General features: G+C 44.0%; 13 protein-coding genes and 1 pseudogene. 9 read left to right on the forward strand and 5 right to left on the reverse strand.

What is annotated here, in order from left to right:
* Window positions 1-22: 22 nt before the first annotated feature.
* From purM to purD, 3 genes and pseudogenes are all read left to right on the forward strand, one after another.
* Window positions 23-1,047, forward strand: a pseudogene (purM, locus tag DW996_RS14650) (phosphoribosylformylglycinamidine cyclo-ligase).
* Window positions 1,041-1,667 carry a phosphoribosylglycinamide formyltransferase gene (gene purN / locus DW996_RS00430; protein WP_118280776.1) on the forward strand — a complete coding sequence of 209 codons (627 nt, stop codon included), beginning with the start codon at window positions 1,041-1,043 and terminating at the stop codon, window positions 1,665-1,667. Before purM ends, purN begins: the two are co-directional and overlap by 7 nt.
* A 10-nt stretch (window positions 1,668-1,677) precedes the next feature.
* Window positions 1,678-2,949, forward strand: a complete 1,272-nt coding sequence (gene purD, locus DW996_RS00435) for a phosphoribosylamine--glycine ligase (RefSeq protein ID WP_118534868.1) — start codon at window positions 1,678-1,680, stop codon at window positions 2,947-2,949.
* A gap of 80 nt (window positions 2,950-3,029) precedes the next feature.
* On the opposite strand, the gene DW996_RS00440 is transcribed toward purD, so the two are convergent.
* Together DW996_RS00440 and DW996_RS00445 are read right to left on the reverse strand one after the other, a co-directional pair.
* The gene (locus DW996_RS00440; protein ID WP_118280777.1) at window positions 3,030-3,206 is read right to left on the reverse strand and encodes a DUF4250 domain-containing protein; all 177 of its coding nucleotides are present in this window, start codon (window positions 3,204-3,206) and stop codon (window positions 3,030-3,032) included.
* Between the two features lie 95 nt (window positions 3,207-3,301).
* On the reverse strand, window positions 3,302-3,865 hold the full coding sequence (locus tag DW996_RS00445) for an ECF transporter S component (protein WP_118280778.1): 564 nt from the start codon (window positions 3,863-3,865) through the stop codon (window positions 3,302-3,304).
* 201 nt (window positions 3,866-4,066) lie between these two features.
* On the opposite strand from DW996_RS00445, the gene pdxR reads away from it, so the two are divergent.
* The gene (gene pdxR, locus DW996_RS00450) at window positions 4,067-5,491 is read left to right on the forward strand and encodes a MocR-like pyridoxine biosynthesis transcription factor PdxR (protein ID WP_118534535.1); all 1,425 of its coding nucleotides are present in this window, start codon (window positions 4,067-4,069) and stop codon (window positions 5,489-5,491) included.
* 114 nt (window positions 5,492-5,605) lie between these two features.
* Window positions 5,606-6,589: a phosphate acetyltransferase gene (pta, locus tag DW996_RS00455; protein WP_118280780.1), complete on the forward strand. Its 984-nt coding sequence runs from the start codon at window positions 5,606-5,608 to the stop codon at window positions 6,587-6,589.
* A 100-nt stretch (window positions 6,590-6,689) separates the two neighbouring features.
* On the opposite strand, the gene bilR is transcribed toward pta, so the two are convergent.
* The 3 genes from bilR to DW996_RS00470 are packed head-to-tail and all read right to left on the reverse strand — an operon-like array spanning window position 6,690 to window position 10,811.
* Window positions 6,690-8,624, reverse strand: a complete 1,935-nt coding sequence (gene bilR, locus DW996_RS00460) for a bilirubin reductase, long form (RefSeq protein ID WP_118534536.1) — start codon at window positions 8,622-8,624, stop codon at window positions 6,690-6,692.
* Window positions 8,625-8,654: 30 nt separating this feature from the next.
* Window positions 8,655-9,407 carry an alpha/beta hydrolase family protein gene (locus DW996_RS00465; RefSeq protein WP_118534537.1) on the reverse strand — a complete coding sequence of 251 codons (753 nt, stop codon included), beginning with the start codon at window positions 9,405-9,407 and terminating at the stop codon, window positions 8,655-8,657.
* 24 nt (window positions 9,408-9,431) lie between these two features.
* The gene (locus tag DW996_RS00470) at window positions 9,432-10,811 is read right to left on the reverse strand and encodes an MFS transporter (RefSeq protein WP_118534538.1); all 1,380 of its coding nucleotides are present in this window, start codon (window positions 10,809-10,811) and stop codon (window positions 9,432-9,434) included.
* Window positions 10,812-10,980: 169 nt separating this feature from the next.
* On the opposite strand from DW996_RS00470, the gene DW996_RS00475 reads away from it, so the two are divergent.
* From DW996_RS00475 to DW996_RS13715, 4 genes are read left to right on the forward strand one after another with little or no spacing between them, the layout of a single operon-like run.
* A complete protein-coding gene (locus DW996_RS00475; RefSeq protein WP_118534539.1) occupies window positions 10,981-11,841 on the forward strand; it encodes a helix-turn-helix transcriptional regulator in 861 nt (286 codons plus the stop codon).
* Between the two features lie 42 nt (window positions 11,842-11,883).
* Window positions 11,884-13,140, forward strand: a complete 1,257-nt coding sequence (locus DW996_RS00480; RefSeq protein ID WP_118534540.1) for a peptidoglycan-binding protein — start codon at window positions 11,884-11,886, stop codon at window positions 13,138-13,140.
* Between the two features lie 39 nt (window positions 13,141-13,179).
* A complete protein-coding gene (locus DW996_RS13710; RefSeq protein ID WP_330428676.1) occupies window positions 13,180-14,295 on the forward strand; it encodes a single-stranded-DNA-specific exonuclease RecJ in 1,116 nt (371 codons plus the stop codon).
* The gene (locus DW996_RS13715; protein ID WP_330428677.1) at window positions 14,268-14,897 is read left to right on the forward strand and encodes a DHHA1 domain-containing protein; all 630 of its coding nucleotides are present in this window, start codon (window positions 14,268-14,270) and stop codon (window positions 14,895-14,897) included. Before DW996_RS13710 ends, DW996_RS13715 begins: the two co-directional genes overlap by 28 nt.
* Window positions 14,898-14,976 lie beyond the last annotated feature (79 nt).

The raw sequence follows: 14,976 nt of genomic DNA on the forward strand, positions 1-14,976 counted from the left end.
CACAAAAGGAGTAGTGAAAAGTATGGATTACAAAAAAGCAGGTGTAGATATTGAGGCAGGTTATGAATCTGTCAAATTGATGAAAAAATATGTGCAGGAGACCATGAGACCGGAAGTTTTGGGCGGTCTTGGCGGATTTTCCGGTGCATTTGATCTTTCATCCATCAAGGATATGGAGGAACCGGTTCTTCTTTCCGGTACAGATGGATGTGGTACCAAGGTAAAACTGGCATTTCTTATGGACAAGCATGATACCATCGGTATTGATGCGGTTGCCATGTGTGTCAATGATGTGGCATGTGCAGGTGGCGAGCCACTTTTCTTCTTAGATTACATTGCTTGTGGCAAGAATTATCCGGAAAAGATCGCAACCATCGTCAGCGGTGTAGCCGAAGGCTGTAAGCAGTCCGGCTGTGCTCTGGTCGGCGGCGAGACGGCAGAGCATCCGGACTTATGCCGGAAGATGAGTATGATCTGGCAGGTTTTGCCGTTGGTGTCGTAGACAAGAAGGACATCATTACCGGTGAGAATTTAAAGGATGGCGATGTACTGATCGGTATGGCATCTACCGGGGTACATTCCAACGGATTTTCTCTGGTGCGCAAGATCTTTGACATGACAAAAGAGTCTTTGGATACCTATTATGACGAACTTGGCACAACACTGGGAGAGGCATTGCTTGCGCCTACCAGAATCTATGTCAAGGCATTAAAGGCGGTTAAGGATGCAGGTGTGACAGTCAAGGCATGCAGCCATATCACAGGCGGCGGCTTCTATGAGAATATCCCGCGTATGCTGCCGGAAGGCAAGCGTGCCGTTGTAGAGAAGAATTCCTATGAAGTGCCGGCAATCTTTAAGTTGATGGCAGAAAAAGGAAATGTGGATGAACACATGATGTATAATACATACAATATGGGACTTGGCATGATCGTTGCCGTGGATCCGGCAGATGTCGATAAGACCATGGAAGCAATGCGTTCTGCTGGGGATAGACCATATGTTGTTGGTAAGATCATTGATGGTGAAAAGGGTGTAGATCTATGTTAAAATTAGCAGTTTGTGTGTCCGGTGGCGGTACCAATCTTCAGGCGATCATTGATGCGATAGAAGCAGGGCGGATCCATGATACCGAGATCTCCCTGGTCATCAGCAACAATCCAAATGCCTATGCCTTGGAACGTGCGAAAAAGGCTGGTATTGAGGGTATCTGTATTTCGCCGAAATCTTATGAGAACAGGGATGCCTTTAATGCGGCATTTTTGGAAAAACTGGATGCAGCCAAGGTGGATCTGGTCGTACTCGCCGGATTTTTGGTCGTGATCCCGGAGATCATGATAAAGAAATATCGCAATCGTATCATCAATATCCATCCGTCGCTCATTCCGTCCTTTTGCGGAACCGGCTACTATGGCTTGAAAGTGCACGAGGGTGTGCTTGCCAGAGGTGTCAAGGTGACAGGTGCGACTGTGCATTTTGTGGACGAGGGGACAGATACGGGACCGATCATTTTACAAAAGGCAGTAGTTGTGCAGCAGGATGATACACCGGAAGTTTTACAGCGTCGTGTGATGGAAGAGGCAGAATGGCAGATCATGCCGCAGGCGATCGATCTGATCGCAAGAGGCAAGGTTAGCGTGGTAGATGGAAAAGTTAGAATTGCGGAGTAAGGAGAATGGCATGAAAGTATTAGTTGTAGGCAGTGGCGGTCGTGAGCATGCGATCTGTATGAGCGTGGCAAAAAGTAAAAGGGTAGACAAGATCTACTGTGCACCGGGCAATGCCGGAATCGGTCAGATCGCTGAATGTGTACCGATCGGTGCCATGGATTTTGATAAATTAGTTGCATTTGCTAAGGAAAACGCCATTGATTTTACAATCATTGGTATGGATGACCCTTTGGTCGGTGGTATTGTGGATGCTTTTGAAGCAGAGGGCTTAAAGGTCTTTGGACCGAGAAAAAATGCGGCAATTCTGGAAGGAAGCAAGGCATTTTCCAAGGATCTTATGAAAAAATACAATATTCCTACGGCAGCCTATGAGCGTTTTGACGACGCAGAGGCAGCGATCTCTTATTTAAAGACCGCCAAGATGCCGATCGTATTAAAGGCAGATGGTCTTGCACTGGGCAAGGGTGTATTGATCTGCAATACCCTGGAAGAAGCCATCGAAGGGGTACATACCATCATGATGGACAAGAAGTTCGGAGATGCCGGCAATACCATGGTCATCGAGGAGTTTATGACCGGACGCGAGGTCTCTGTGCTTTCTTTTGTGGACGGCAAGACCATCCAGATCATGAGCAGCGCGCAGGATCACAAGCGTGCCGGGGATGGAGATACAGGTTTAAATACCGGAGGCATGGGAACCTTTTCTCCAAGTCCTTTCTACACCAAGGAAGTGGATGAATTTTGCAAGAAATATGTATATCAGGCGACAGTGGATGCTATGGCAGCCGAGGGCAGAGAGTTTAAGGGTGTTATCTTCTTTGGCTTGATGCTCACGGAGGACGGACCCAAGGTTTTGGAATACAATGCCAGATTTGGAGATCCGGAGGCACAGGTTGTACTGCCGCGTATGAAGAATGATATTATAGATGTTATGGAAGCATGTGTGGATGGCACTTTAGATCAGTTGACGCTGGAATTTGAGGATAATGCAGCCGTCTGCGTGGTACTTGCATCAGATGGTTATCCGGTTTCCTACCAGAAGGGATTTCCAATCACAGGCTTTGATAAGTTCGACAATGAGGAGTATTTCTGCTTCCATGCAGGTACAGCCTTAAATGATGCAGGACAGATCGTGACAAATGGCGGACGTGTACTTGGTGTTACAGCCAAGGGCAAGGATTTAAAGGACGCCAGAGCCAAGGCTTATGCGGCAACAGACTGGATCTCTTTTGAAAACAAATATATGCGCCACGACATCGGCAAGGCGATTGACGAGGCGTAAAAAGAACCAAAAGTAAAAAGGTTTGTGAAACCTGGGAAGGCTTCACAAACCTTTTTTCATGTCTGGACAGTAAGCGAACATCAGCGGAACTGGTTGCTGTCTGCTTCATAATAATAATCAATGGCTGCCAGTCGTTTTTCAAGATCTGCCTGATCGACATTCTCTGCTGCACAAAACTCTGCAAGGGATGGATATCGGTCTCTTAAATTCATGTTGACGACACTGAGCAGCATCATGGGATCTAGTGGTAAATTCATTTTCATACTCCTTTATAAACGAATATGGTTTCTTAGACATATATATTATATGTAAGAATGAAAAATTTGCAAATGAAAATGAATTTACTACAAAATTATTTAGAATACTGCGCAAGCGGTTTCTTTAAGAGTGGATACAGGATGGTGGAAAGGATCACACCAAAGAGTCCCTGCACGATGTTGAACGGAACACCGCTGGCTGAGGATGCCAGACCTGCGGCAAGGCTTGTGCTTGAGAAACCATCGCCTGCTGCGAGTGCCATCAAAAAGATCTCAAATACAAAGTATCCAAATACCATGAAGGCTTCGCCAACGACACCACTGATCGCGGTAAAGGCTGCCTGCTTGCCACCGGAAACTTCGGAAAGTTTCTTGGTAAAAGCACGGTAAACTAGGCTGGCAAATACAGCGGTAAGCATCTTGATGACAAAGGTTGCCGGTGCATAGGAGAAGTATCCGCCAAATAAGTCAGAGAACATAGAACCAATACCGGCTGCAAGTCCGCCATAAAGTGGTCCAAGTAAAAATCCTGACAAAAGTACAATAGAATCACCTGGATGGATATAACCCATGGTAGGTGTCGGTACCTTGATGATCATGGTAGCAACACAGGTCAGTGCTGCAAATAAAGCTGCAAAAATCAATTTTTTCGTTTTCATATTTTTCCCTCTTCTTTCTCTTATCTTGTCAAAAGTCTTGCTTTTGTGCGAGTAACTGAGTATCATTATATGCATAATTGGTCATGTGAAAATAACCATTTTAAACAAATTCGACCATACCAGATTAAAAAATACTGAAAAACCTAGAGAAATACTAGGAAAAGTCGATTTTTACGAAGAAAGAAAAATAGAGGAATGTATATGCTTACCTATACTTTTGAGGAGAGGGGCGAAAAACCCTACTACCAATATTTATATGAAGTATTAAAAGAAGATATTGAGGAAGGAAGATTAAAAGAGGGGGAACACCTGCCGTCCAAGCGGGCTTTTGCCAAGCAGTTGGGACTTTCCGTGATGACCATTGCCAGTGCCTATGAGCAGTTGTTGGTAGAGGGATATATCTATGCCGTGGAGAAAAAGGGTTATTATGTGGCGGCGGTGCAGCCCTATCTGACAGAACCTTTACAAGAGGATCCTGCGGTGAAAATTTTTATTGAGGGGGACGATGCCAGCCACGAGGAAACAAAGGCAAACTGGCGGATGGATTTTGCATCCAACCATGTAGACCGGGAACGCTTCCCTATGAGTACGTGGTCACACCTGATGCGTGCTGTATTAAGTGGCCAATCGAAGGATGTGCTTTTGCCGTCGCCACCGCAAGGTGTCTATGAACTGCGGCAGGCGATCGCGGACCATCTGTATCATTTTCGCGGTATGCGTATTTTGCCGGAACAGATCGTGATCGGTGCGGGAACCGAGTATTTGTATCATCTGCTCATCCAACTTTTGGGGAGAGACCATGTCTATGGCATCGAAAATCCGGGCTATCAAAAACTGGCGAAGATCTATGCGCATAATGGCGTGGACTACCGCTATGTGGATCTGGATGCGCATGGACTTTCCATGGAGTCGCTGAGAAAGCAAAAGGTAGAGATCATCCATACATCGCCGACCCACCATTTCCCGACCGGTATTGCTATGCCTATCAGCAGGCGGCAGAAGTTGCTTGCCTGGGCAGCCGAAAAAGAGGGACGTTATATCATTGAGGATGACTATGACTGTGAGTTCCGTTTTGGCAGTCTGCCCATTCCGACCTTGCAGAGTATTGATGGAGCGGGGCGGGTGATCTATCTGAATACCTTTTCCAAGAGCCTGACCCCCTCTATCCGTATCAGTTATATGGTTCTACCCCGGACGCTGGTCGGAAGATTCCAAGAGAATTTAGGCTTTTATGCCTGCACGGTGTCAAATTTTGAGCAGTACACCCTGGCTGCTTTTTTGCAGCAGGGCTACTTTGAAAAGCATATCAACCGTATGCGCAATTTTTACAAGAACCACCGAAATCAGGTCATTGCCAAATTAAAGGAAAGCCGTCTGTGGCAGATGGCATCCATCTATGAGGAGGATGCCGGCTTGCATTTTCTTTTACATATTGATACACAAAAAGAGGACAGCGTTATCAAGGATCAGTTGCAACAAAGGGGCATCCGCCTGCGGGGTATGAGCGATTATACCTATGACGGCAGTCAGGTGATCCCGCATACATTTATCATCAATTATACGGCAATCGATCCGCAAGACCTGCCGGAAGTTCTGGAAGAAATCTATCAGGTTTGTATAAACTAACTATTGTCTTGTAGAAAAAACATGATTTTGCGCGAAAGCGATTGAAAAATAAACTGTGCGTGATAGAATGATGGATGGAAAATAAGAAATAAATTTGTATGAAAGGAAACAGTTATGTTTGGATTTGGACAGTTAATTGACATTTTAAAAGAAAACCCAAAGAAGATCGTTTTCACAGAAGGAACCGATCCTCGTATTCTTGAGGCATCCTCAAGACTTCTTGCATCTAATTTCTTAGCACCGATCTTGATCGGAAAGCCGGAGGAAGTAGAAGCAGCAGCAGAAAAGAGTGGATTTAATATCCGTGGCGCAGAGATCATTGATCCAGCAAATTACGACAGAATGGACGAGATGATCGAGATGTTCTGCGAACTGAGAAAGAAAAAGGGCGTTACCCCGGAGCAGGCAAGAGGCATTCTTTCACAGGCAAACTACTTTGGTACCATGCTTGTAAAGATGGGCGTTGCTGATTCTTTACTTGGTGGTGCAACTTATTCTACCGCAGATACCGTAAGACCTGCTTTGCAGTTGATCAAGACAAAGCCGGGCAACTCTATCGTATCTTCTTGCTTTATCATGGTTCGTCCAGCTGCTACAGGTGAGAACGAAGTACTTGCTATGGCAGACTGCGCAATCAATATTCATCCTACAGAGGACGAATTGGTGGAAATCGCAGGCGAGACAGCAGAATGTGCTAGAATCTTCGGTATTGACCCACAGGTTGCATTCCTTAGCTATTCAACACTTGGTTCCGGTAAGGGCGAAGATGTAGATAAGATGCGTAATGCAGCAGCTAAGACAAAGGCAAAATTCCCGAACCTTCCAATCGAGGGAGAGATTCAGTTTGATGCAGCCGTTTCACCACGTGTTGCTCGTACAAAGTGTAAGGATTCAGAAGTAGCAGGTCATGCAAATACCTTTATCTTCCCTGATATCAACGCTGGTAACATCGGTTACAAGATCGCTCAGAGACTTGGTAACTTTGAAGCATACGGTCCTATCCTTTTAGGATTAAATGCTCCTGTTAATGACTTGTCCCGTGGATGTAATGCCGCAGAAGTTTATTCTATGGCTATCATTACAGCAGCACTTGCATAAATCATATTGTAAGTAATACAAAAGGCGTTCTGCTTATGCAGAGCGCCTTTTTTGGGAGTTTCATTATGCTGTTATAAAACAACTTCGAAAAGAAGTGCTTTTATAATTCACATGCTACGTCGTAAGCAGATTTGATTGCATGATCAATGTTGCTTGGACGTTCGCCGGCACAGTCACCAACATAGTGGATTGGCAATGTGCAATTGTTTAATTCTGCGACATTCTTCTTTGCACCAACAGCCATAACAACGAAATCAGAAGCAACTTCTGCTTTTTCTGTCTTTTCGTCAACTGTCTTTTCAACGATAACCGCATTTTCTGTGATTTCCATCAATTTAGCAGAAGTGAGAACTTCTACTTCATGGCTGTTTAATTCTTTCATCAATGTAGGAAGAACGGTGTTGCTTTCTTCTTTTGCAATCTGATCCATCATTTCAACGATGGTAACCTTGCATCCGCGAGAAGCCAGATATTCAGCTGTTTCGACACCGACAAGTCCGCCACCGATGACAGATACCTTGCCAAATACGATTTCTTTCTTTGCAAGAACATCCCATGCACTGACAACCGTTGGAAGGTCTTTTCCAGGAACTGGGATGATGGCATTCGTTGCACCTGTTGCAACGATGACTTCATCGAAGGAAGCGTAATCTTTTTCACTAAATTCCTGACCAAGACGGAAGGTGACATCTAATTCTGGTAATACGTTGCAGTAGTAGTTGATACTACGCATCATTTCTTCTTTTCTTGGTGGAACGCTTGCAATCAGTAACTGTCCACCAATCTGTAATGACTTTTCAAAAATAGTAACCTGGTGACCACGTAAAGCAGCAACACGGGCAGCTTCTAAGCCTGCAATTCCGGCACCAACGATGGCAACACGTTTTGCAGTAGCAGCAGGAGTAATCTGACGGCTTCCTTCATAACCATTTTCTGCATTTAAAACGCAGCTTAAGAACGCACGGTTTTGAATGTTGTCGGTACAACCCTTGTTACACATCATACATGTTCTGACACAACCAGCGTGGTTATCTGCACACTTATTAGCAAAATCAGGATCTGCAAGCAAAGAACGACCAAGTGCGATAATATCAGCAGAACCGCTGGTAAGTACAGCTTCAGCAGCTTCTGGTGTCACAATACGTCCTACAACGGATACTGGAATCGAAACGATTTCCTTGATCTTCTTAGAGTAAGAAACCATAAAGCCGTATGGCTGTGTTCCCATAGCAGGAATGGTATCACCCATATTTCCTGTGTGGTTTGCCTGCGCTACGTGAAGGGTGTCTACGCCGGCTGCTTCCAATTCTTTTGCAAAAATGCAAGCTTCATCAAATGGAAGACCACCTTTACCACGGAATGCATTTTCACCGAGTGGAGTTACAATAGGAAGTTTATAATCAATCACCATATCCGGAACAACGGTCTTTAAACGTTTTACGAGTGTTAATGCAAAACGTGTACGGTTTGCAAGATCTCCACCGTATTCATCTGTTCTGTGGTTTAAGATTGGAGAGCAGAGAGAACCAACCAGACGGTCTCCATGTACTTCAATACAGTCAACACCAGCTTCCTGTGCTAAAATAGCGCAGTTTTCCATGTGCTTGATGATCTCTTCAAGTTCTTCTGCAGTTACTTCGTTTACAAAATGCTGCATATCATGATGCAATTTTGCTCTTGCTTCCTGCATTTTTCCCTGATGGAATAAATCATTTAATGCGGCAACGTTGTAATCAGGGTGGAACAACTGGATTCCAAGCTTTGCACCATTTTCGTGACAAGCATCTGCGAGTCTTTTGAATCCTTCTGCCTGTGCAGGAGAAAAAAGCTTTGGTGTAGGAGAGAAGGTTGCAAGAGGTGCAACGTCTCCGATTACAATATAACCAACACCACCTTTAGCGAGGCGTTCGTAAAAGCGGAAACTCTGTTCCCCGATAGAACCGTCTTTTTCCTCATATCCGGTTGTAAGCGGAGGGAACATCAAGCGGTTCTTAAAGGTTGTTTTTCCAACTGCGATAGGTTCTAATAGTTTCATAAGTCATACTTCCTTTCAAGTCTGTTTCATTTATTCTAATGCCTGCAAGAAGGTAAGAATAGATTCATTTAATTCTTTTCTTGCAGAAGCACTGGCAAAGTTATGGTTTGCACCTTCGATGGTCTGGTAGGTGCATTTTCCAGAATAAAGTGTTTCATATTTGTGGCAGGTAGCATCGTCTACTAAATCATCAGCGGTACCACGAACGATAAGGACAGGACCTTCGTAACCAGCAGCGGAAGAAAACGGCTCGTACTGGTATAAATCATGATTAAAAGATGTTGCAAAGCAAAGTCCTTCAATATCAGCACTGGTGATGCCTTTTGCCTCCATAGCTTCGGCGCGTTCCTTACATCCAAACCACATACCGGCGCCCGGACACATGAGAATCAATGCGTAAGGGTTTACTCTTGGAGCAGCAGTAGCGGCTGCATAGCCGCCCATGCTCTGACCGGAAAGAATTACTTTTTCCGGATCAGCAAAATCCTGCTGTTTTGTCCAATTTATAATATCTTCAATATCTTCAAGAATGCCGGTAAATGTCATATCTTCAAATTCTCCATCACTCTCCCCGTTTCCGAATAAATCGAAACGTACGCTGGCAAAACCATGCTTTGCAAGAAATCTTGCCGTTTGCGTATAACTGTTTTTGTAGCCACTCTTATTTCCAGTAAAGCCATGTACATTTACAATGGCAGGAAAACGTGAACCCTCATCTGGGATATCTACAATTCCGCGTAAAACGTGACCGGAACGATTGGTAAGTTCGACTTGTTTGATCAATGTGATTTACCTCTTTTCTAAAAATTATTCAGCGTTTGCAGCGTTTCTCTTATCTGCTAACTGCTGTAACATTTCTTCTGTTTTTTCTTTGGTTAATGGATATACAAACTTTAATACAAGTACAGCTAATAAGTAACCAACAACATATAAGCCGGTATAGGTTTTCCAGAGATGTCCAGCGAAAGCGTCACTCTGTACTTCCAGATTTACGTTAAATCCAGCAATCGCAAGTGCGAAACTACTCATACTTCCAGATACTGCATTTGCAAGCTTACGGAAGAAAGTGTAAGCAGAGTAAACGATACCTTCGTTACGCTTTCCAGTCTGGAGTTCCTGATAATCAATGGCATCATTTACAAGTGCCCAGATCAATACCTGGAAACCGCTGACACCGAGATAGCAGATACCGTTGATGATGATAAAGAGCAAAGGATTCTTCATTGGGAAGAAGAATAAAATGGCAAATACAACGACAGAGAAAGTAGCACTGTACATAATCCATTCTTTTTTACCAAATTTCTTTGCAACAAACTTGATACCAACGAAAGCGATGAGTGACCAAAGGACACTTAACATACCAGAAATTGCCATGATAGCAACGTTTCCAAAGTAGTCACGGAATAAATAAGTATTCAATCCGTTTACCATACCTGCTCCAACGATACCGATAAAGCTTGATAACATAACACCGAGTAAAGCTTTGTTTTTGGTGATATCTTTTAATACTTGTAAGTAATTGAGTTTTTCTTTTTCTTCTTTTATAGGTTCTGTAATGACACGTTCTTTACACCAGTTTGCTGTAATCATCAAGCAGATGAAACCGATGATGGCACAGACAGCAGCCATCATCAGGAAATGACTAGGTACCGGCTGGTTATCCTTGTAAAGGAATAATGGACCAGCGATAACGATAACCGTCATGAAAATGGTTCCACCAAGACTTCTATAGCGGGAAAGGTCTGTACGCTGGTTTACATCGTCTGTCATAACACTGGAAAGACTTCCGAATGGAACGTTGACGCAAGTGTACATAATTTCATATACAACATAAGTAATGAACATATATGCAAGACGGGCACCATATGCGAAGTTACTTACATTAACAAATCCTAACACGCAAAGAACAGCAGTTGGGAAAGCGAAAAATTTAATCCAAGGAATAAATTTACCTTTTCCGGTGTTTTTGTGGCTATCAACCAATGCACCGATGAGTGGATCGTTGATGGCATCCCACAATTTGGTCACCAACATTAAGATACCAACGTGTACTGGATTTACTTTTAATACCAATGTGTAAAAAATTGCTAGATACATAGCACGGAATTGTTCCGTACAGCAACACCCTAAATCCCCCAGAGTGTAGCCGATTTTGTCCTTCATAGAAAAAGGTCTTGTTTCTTTCATAATAAAATACCTCTCGTTTTATAATGTTTTGGTAGCTACAGTATTATTATAGAAACAAAAAAAGAGACCACATATACAAAAATTGCTTGCAAACTATGAAAAATTGATATATCGTTAAAATTGACAAAATAAACAAAAAATATAGGGAAGGAATGTGCAAAGTGAACATATGAAGAGACAAGGATATGAAATGGAGCATGTAAAGATTGTGGAGAGCGGCCAGAGAAGTTTTGGACAAAGCAATCGCCATACCATTATTTTTGTTGTTGGCGGTGTTTCCTATTTACAGGCAGAGGAACGGAATGAGGTTTGTACGATGGAAGATCTTATTTTTATCAAACCCGGCAATCGTATCAAATTGGAATACCGTAAAAACAAATATCCGTTGGAACTGTATGTTCTTTATGTTGGCGCTGACTTACTAAAAACACTTTCCGATGAACATACCGATTTGAATGCGGCGTTTGATGTCGTACCATTTCAGGTAAAAATGGTACATGCAGAGAGTGAAGCAGCAATGCTGATTAAAAATATTTCGAAAAAACTCTATGTAATGGCAAAAGAAGAACAAAAATTTGCACATGCATTATATGAGAAGAGCCAGTTGACCATTTTGCTTATTTTGGCATTGCGCTCGTCTGTGCAGGAGGACAGACAGCATAAGGTGAATAAGAAAAAACATGTGGTGATGGATGATATCTTTATTTATATTAAGGAACATTTGACGGAGGATATTACGTTGGAACGTTTAGAGGATGAATTCTATGTCAGCCGGTATCACATTGTAAGAGAATTTAAAAAAATGACCGGAGAGACACCACATGCTTATATTGTAAAGGCAAGACTTGATCTTTGCAGACGCTATATTGAGCAGGGGAAAAGCATTCGCGAAGTGTATGAACTGGGTGGATTTGGTGGGTACAACCATTTCTTCCGGGCATTTAAGAAAGAATATGGTGTGACACCTATGCAGTATTATAAGAATTTACAGATTGATCGAAGTGTGGATGAAAAATCACGCATTTCCTAATGCTGTCATATAGTAAAGAGACGATGGCTGCAGGAGAAAAAAATGGATGTGACAACACCAGGAAACATAGGATTTGCATCTTCAGGAGAACTCGAAATTGAATTATATGATAGTACTAACAGAGGACCGGTGCGTGGGGCGCAGGTGAGCATTTACCGGGCGTCAGATGGTGAGAAAATAGCAAGTTATGTTTCGGATGGAGCAGGACAGATTCCGGATATACGTGTAGAAACACCGCCGTTAGAATACAGCTTAGAATCGCAGGCAATGGGGATGCCTTATGGACAATATAATATCGTGGTAGAAGCTGCAGGGTATGAAACATTAGAACTGATAAATGCGGAGGTATTGCCGCAGGAACTGTCACTGCAGCCGGTTCCTTTGATCCCCACGGGAAGTATGACAGGAAAAACAGAAGAAATTGTGGTGCCCGGCAATACGCTTTATGTACCGCAAACGCCTAAAATTCCGGAGACAGAGGTAAAACCAGTTACTGAAACCGGAGAAATCGTTTTAAGCCGCGTGGTGATCCCAGAGTATATTATTGTGCATGATGGAACTCCGTCCGATGCAAAAGCGAAGAACTATTATGTGACATATCCGGATTATATCAAAAATGTGGCATCCAGTGAAATCTATGCGACCTGGCCGGATGCTGCAATTCGTGCAAATGTACTTGCCATTATGTCATTTACACTGAACCGTGTTTATACGGAGTGGTATCGTGGCAAAGGGTATGATTTTACCATTACATCATCAACGGCATACGATCAAAAATGGTCGTATGGACGTACCATCTTTGAATCGATTTCACAAGTGGTCGATGAAATGTATACCAATTATCTGGCACGACCAAATGTCAAGCAACCAATTTTGACGCAATATTGTGATGGGAAAAATGTACGATGTCCAAAGTGGCTCAGTCAGTGGGGCTCGAAAGATTTGGCAGATCAGGGGCTTCGTACCATAGAAATTCTTCGTTATTATTATGGCAGTAATATCTATATTAGCACAGCGGAAGAAATCAGTGGCATACCGACATCCTGGGCAGGAGAACTGTCCGTGGGTTCAGAAGGAAAAAAGGTGAGCCAGCTGCAGGAACATCTGAATGTGATTGCAGGGGATTATCCGGCGATTCCGCGTGTGGCTGTGGATGGTATTTACGGACCTTTGACGGCGGAAGCGGTGCGTATCTTCCAATCTATTTTTGGACTGCCGGCGACAGGTGTGGTAGACTATCGTACATGGTATAAAATCTCCCAGATCTATGTGGGAGTAACCGGTATAGCGGAATTGTAAAAAAGATACAAGTTACAGATAGAGAAAAGAGGAAAAAACATGGCAAAATGGCTCATGTATAGTAAGCGGGCAGATTTTACCGCAATGGGCAAAAAATATCAGATCGATCCGGTAGTGGCGCGCATACTCGTCAATCGCGATTTGACGGAGGATGCAGCCATTACTGCATTTTTGCATCCCAGCGAAAAAGACCTTGGGGATGGAAAAGCCTTAAAGGATATGGATGTGGCGGTCGCTCTTTTGCAAAAGGCGATAAAAGAGAAAAAAAAGATCCGTATCATTGGCGATTATGATATTGATGGGATCCAGGCGACTTATATTCTGCATCAGGGACTGCTGCGTCTGGGGGCGATCGTAGACTATGCCATACCCGACCGTATCGAGGACGGTTATGGTGTCAATATCCGTCTGATGGAAAAGTGCGTGGCTGATGGGATCGGTCTTGTCATCACCTGCGATAATGGGATCGCGGCGGCGGATGCCATCGCCTATGCCAAGGAGGCGGGTATAGAGGTGATCGTGACGGACCATCATGAGGTGCCTTACGAAATGGTCGAGGGCAAAAAAGTCTATCATCTGCCGCCGGCGGATGCCGTGGTCGATCCCAAGCGGGAGGACTGCATGTATCCGTGTAAAAAGTTGTGTGGAGCGGTCGTGGCATGGAAAGTGATCTGGGTATTATATGAAGCGGCAGGCATTGTGCGTCAGGAAGCCATGCGTTTTATGGAAAATGCGGCTTTTGCAACGATCGGGGATGTCATGGAACTGGTCGAAGAAAATAGAACGATCGTAGCCCTTGGTATAGACCGGCTGCGCCATACCAAGAATCTGGGGATGCAGACTCTGATCGCACGCTGTGATCTTGCGCCAGAGGACATCAGTGCCTATCATGTCGGCTTTGTCTTAGGTCCCTGTTTAAATGCCAGCGGCAGGCTGGATTCTGCTACAAAGGCCTTGGAACTTTTGGAGGCTGAGGATATAGAAAGCGCAGCCGGATTGGCGGAAACATTGCGCCAGTTGAATGAAGAAAGAAAGGTCATGACCGAACAGGGCGTTGCGCAGGCGATCGCACAGATCGAGCAGGCTGCAGACGCGGATGCGCCTGTCTTAGTCATTTATCTGCACAGGTGCATGAGAGTGTCGCAGGCATCATAGCCGGGCGCATCCGGGAACGCTATGAGCGCCCGACCTTTATTCTGGTGGATGCGGCAGACGGAAATGGGGCAAAAGGCAGCGGCAGGTCTGTCGAAGGTTTTTCCATGTATGATGAGATGTGCAAGTGCAAGGAACTTTTTAGCAAATTTGGTGGACATCCTATGGCGGCAGGTCTGTCTCTTCCGGTCGAAAATATAGATGCCTTTCGGACAGCCATCAATGCCAATACGCAGATGACAAAAGAAGAAATGCAGACAGTGATTCATATTGATGTGCCAATGCCATTTTCCTATATCCGTGAAGATTTGATTTCGCAATTAGAAATCTTAGAACCTTTCGGAAATGGGAATCCAAAGCCTATTTTTGCCCAGAAAAATGTACGCATTATGCGAAAAATCCCAATTGGAAAGCAAAAACAATTTTTGCGTATGGACTTGCAGGGGGAAGATGGCAGTTGCATGGAAGGACTTTATTTTGGGGAGCGGACGGTATTAGAGGAGATCGAAGGCGAGCGGGGATGCATTACCATTACATATTATCCGCAGATCAATGACTTCCGTGGCAGAAGAAGCCTGCAGATCGTCATATCAAATGTCTGCTAGATGTTGCATAATACTACAAAAAAATGTAGAATACATAGTATACATTTGTGTAAGAAAATGTATGAATGGAGGTATGCGC

The organism is Roseburia sp. AM51-8 (assembly GCF_003478275.1).
Lineage (GTDB): Bacteria > Bacillota > Clostridia > Lachnospirales > Lachnospiraceae > Pararoseburia > Pararoseburia lenta.

Bases quoted from the DNA above. Each gene is read 5' to 3' on its own strand.
- purN (WP_118280776.1), top strand. From the start codon at position 1,041: ATGTTAAAATTAGCAGTTTGTGTGTCCGGTGGCGGTACCAATCTTCAG.
- purD (WP_118534868.1), top strand. From the start codon at position 1,678: ATGAAAGTATTAGTTGTAGGCAGTGGCGGTCGTGAGCATGCGATCTGT.
- DW996_RS00440 (WP_118280777.1), bottom strand. From the start codon at position 3,206: ATGAATTTACCACTAGATCCCATGATGCTGCTCAGTGTCGTCAACATG.
- DW996_RS00445 (WP_118280778.1), bottom strand. From the start codon at position 3,865: ATGAAAACGAAAAAATTGATTTTTGCAGCTTTATTTGCAGCACTGACC.
- pdxR (WP_118534535.1), top strand. From the start codon at position 4,067: ATGCTTACCTATACTTTTGAGGAGAGGGGCGAAAAACCCTACTACCAA.
- pta (WP_118280780.1), top strand. From the start codon at position 5,606: ATGTTTGGATTTGGACAGTTAATTGACATTTTAAAAGAAAACCCAAAG.
- bilR (WP_118534536.1), bottom strand. From the start codon at position 8,624: ATGAAACTATTAGAACCTATCGCAGTTGGAAAAACAACCTTTAAGAAC.
- DW996_RS00470 (WP_118534538.1), bottom strand. From the start codon at position 10,811: ATGAAAGAAACAAGACCTTTTTCTATGAAGGACAAAATCGGCTACACT.
- DW996_RS00475 (WP_118534539.1), top strand. From the start codon at position 10,981: ATGAAGAGACAAGGATATGAAATGGAGCATGTAAAGATTGTGGAGAGC.
- DW996_RS00480 (WP_118534540.1), top strand. From the start codon at position 11,884: ATGGATGTGACAACACCAGGAAACATAGGATTTGCATCTTCAGGAGAA.
- DW996_RS13710 (WP_330428676.1), top strand. From the start codon at position 13,180: ATGGCAAAATGGCTCATGTATAGTAAGCGGGCAGATTTTACCGCAATG.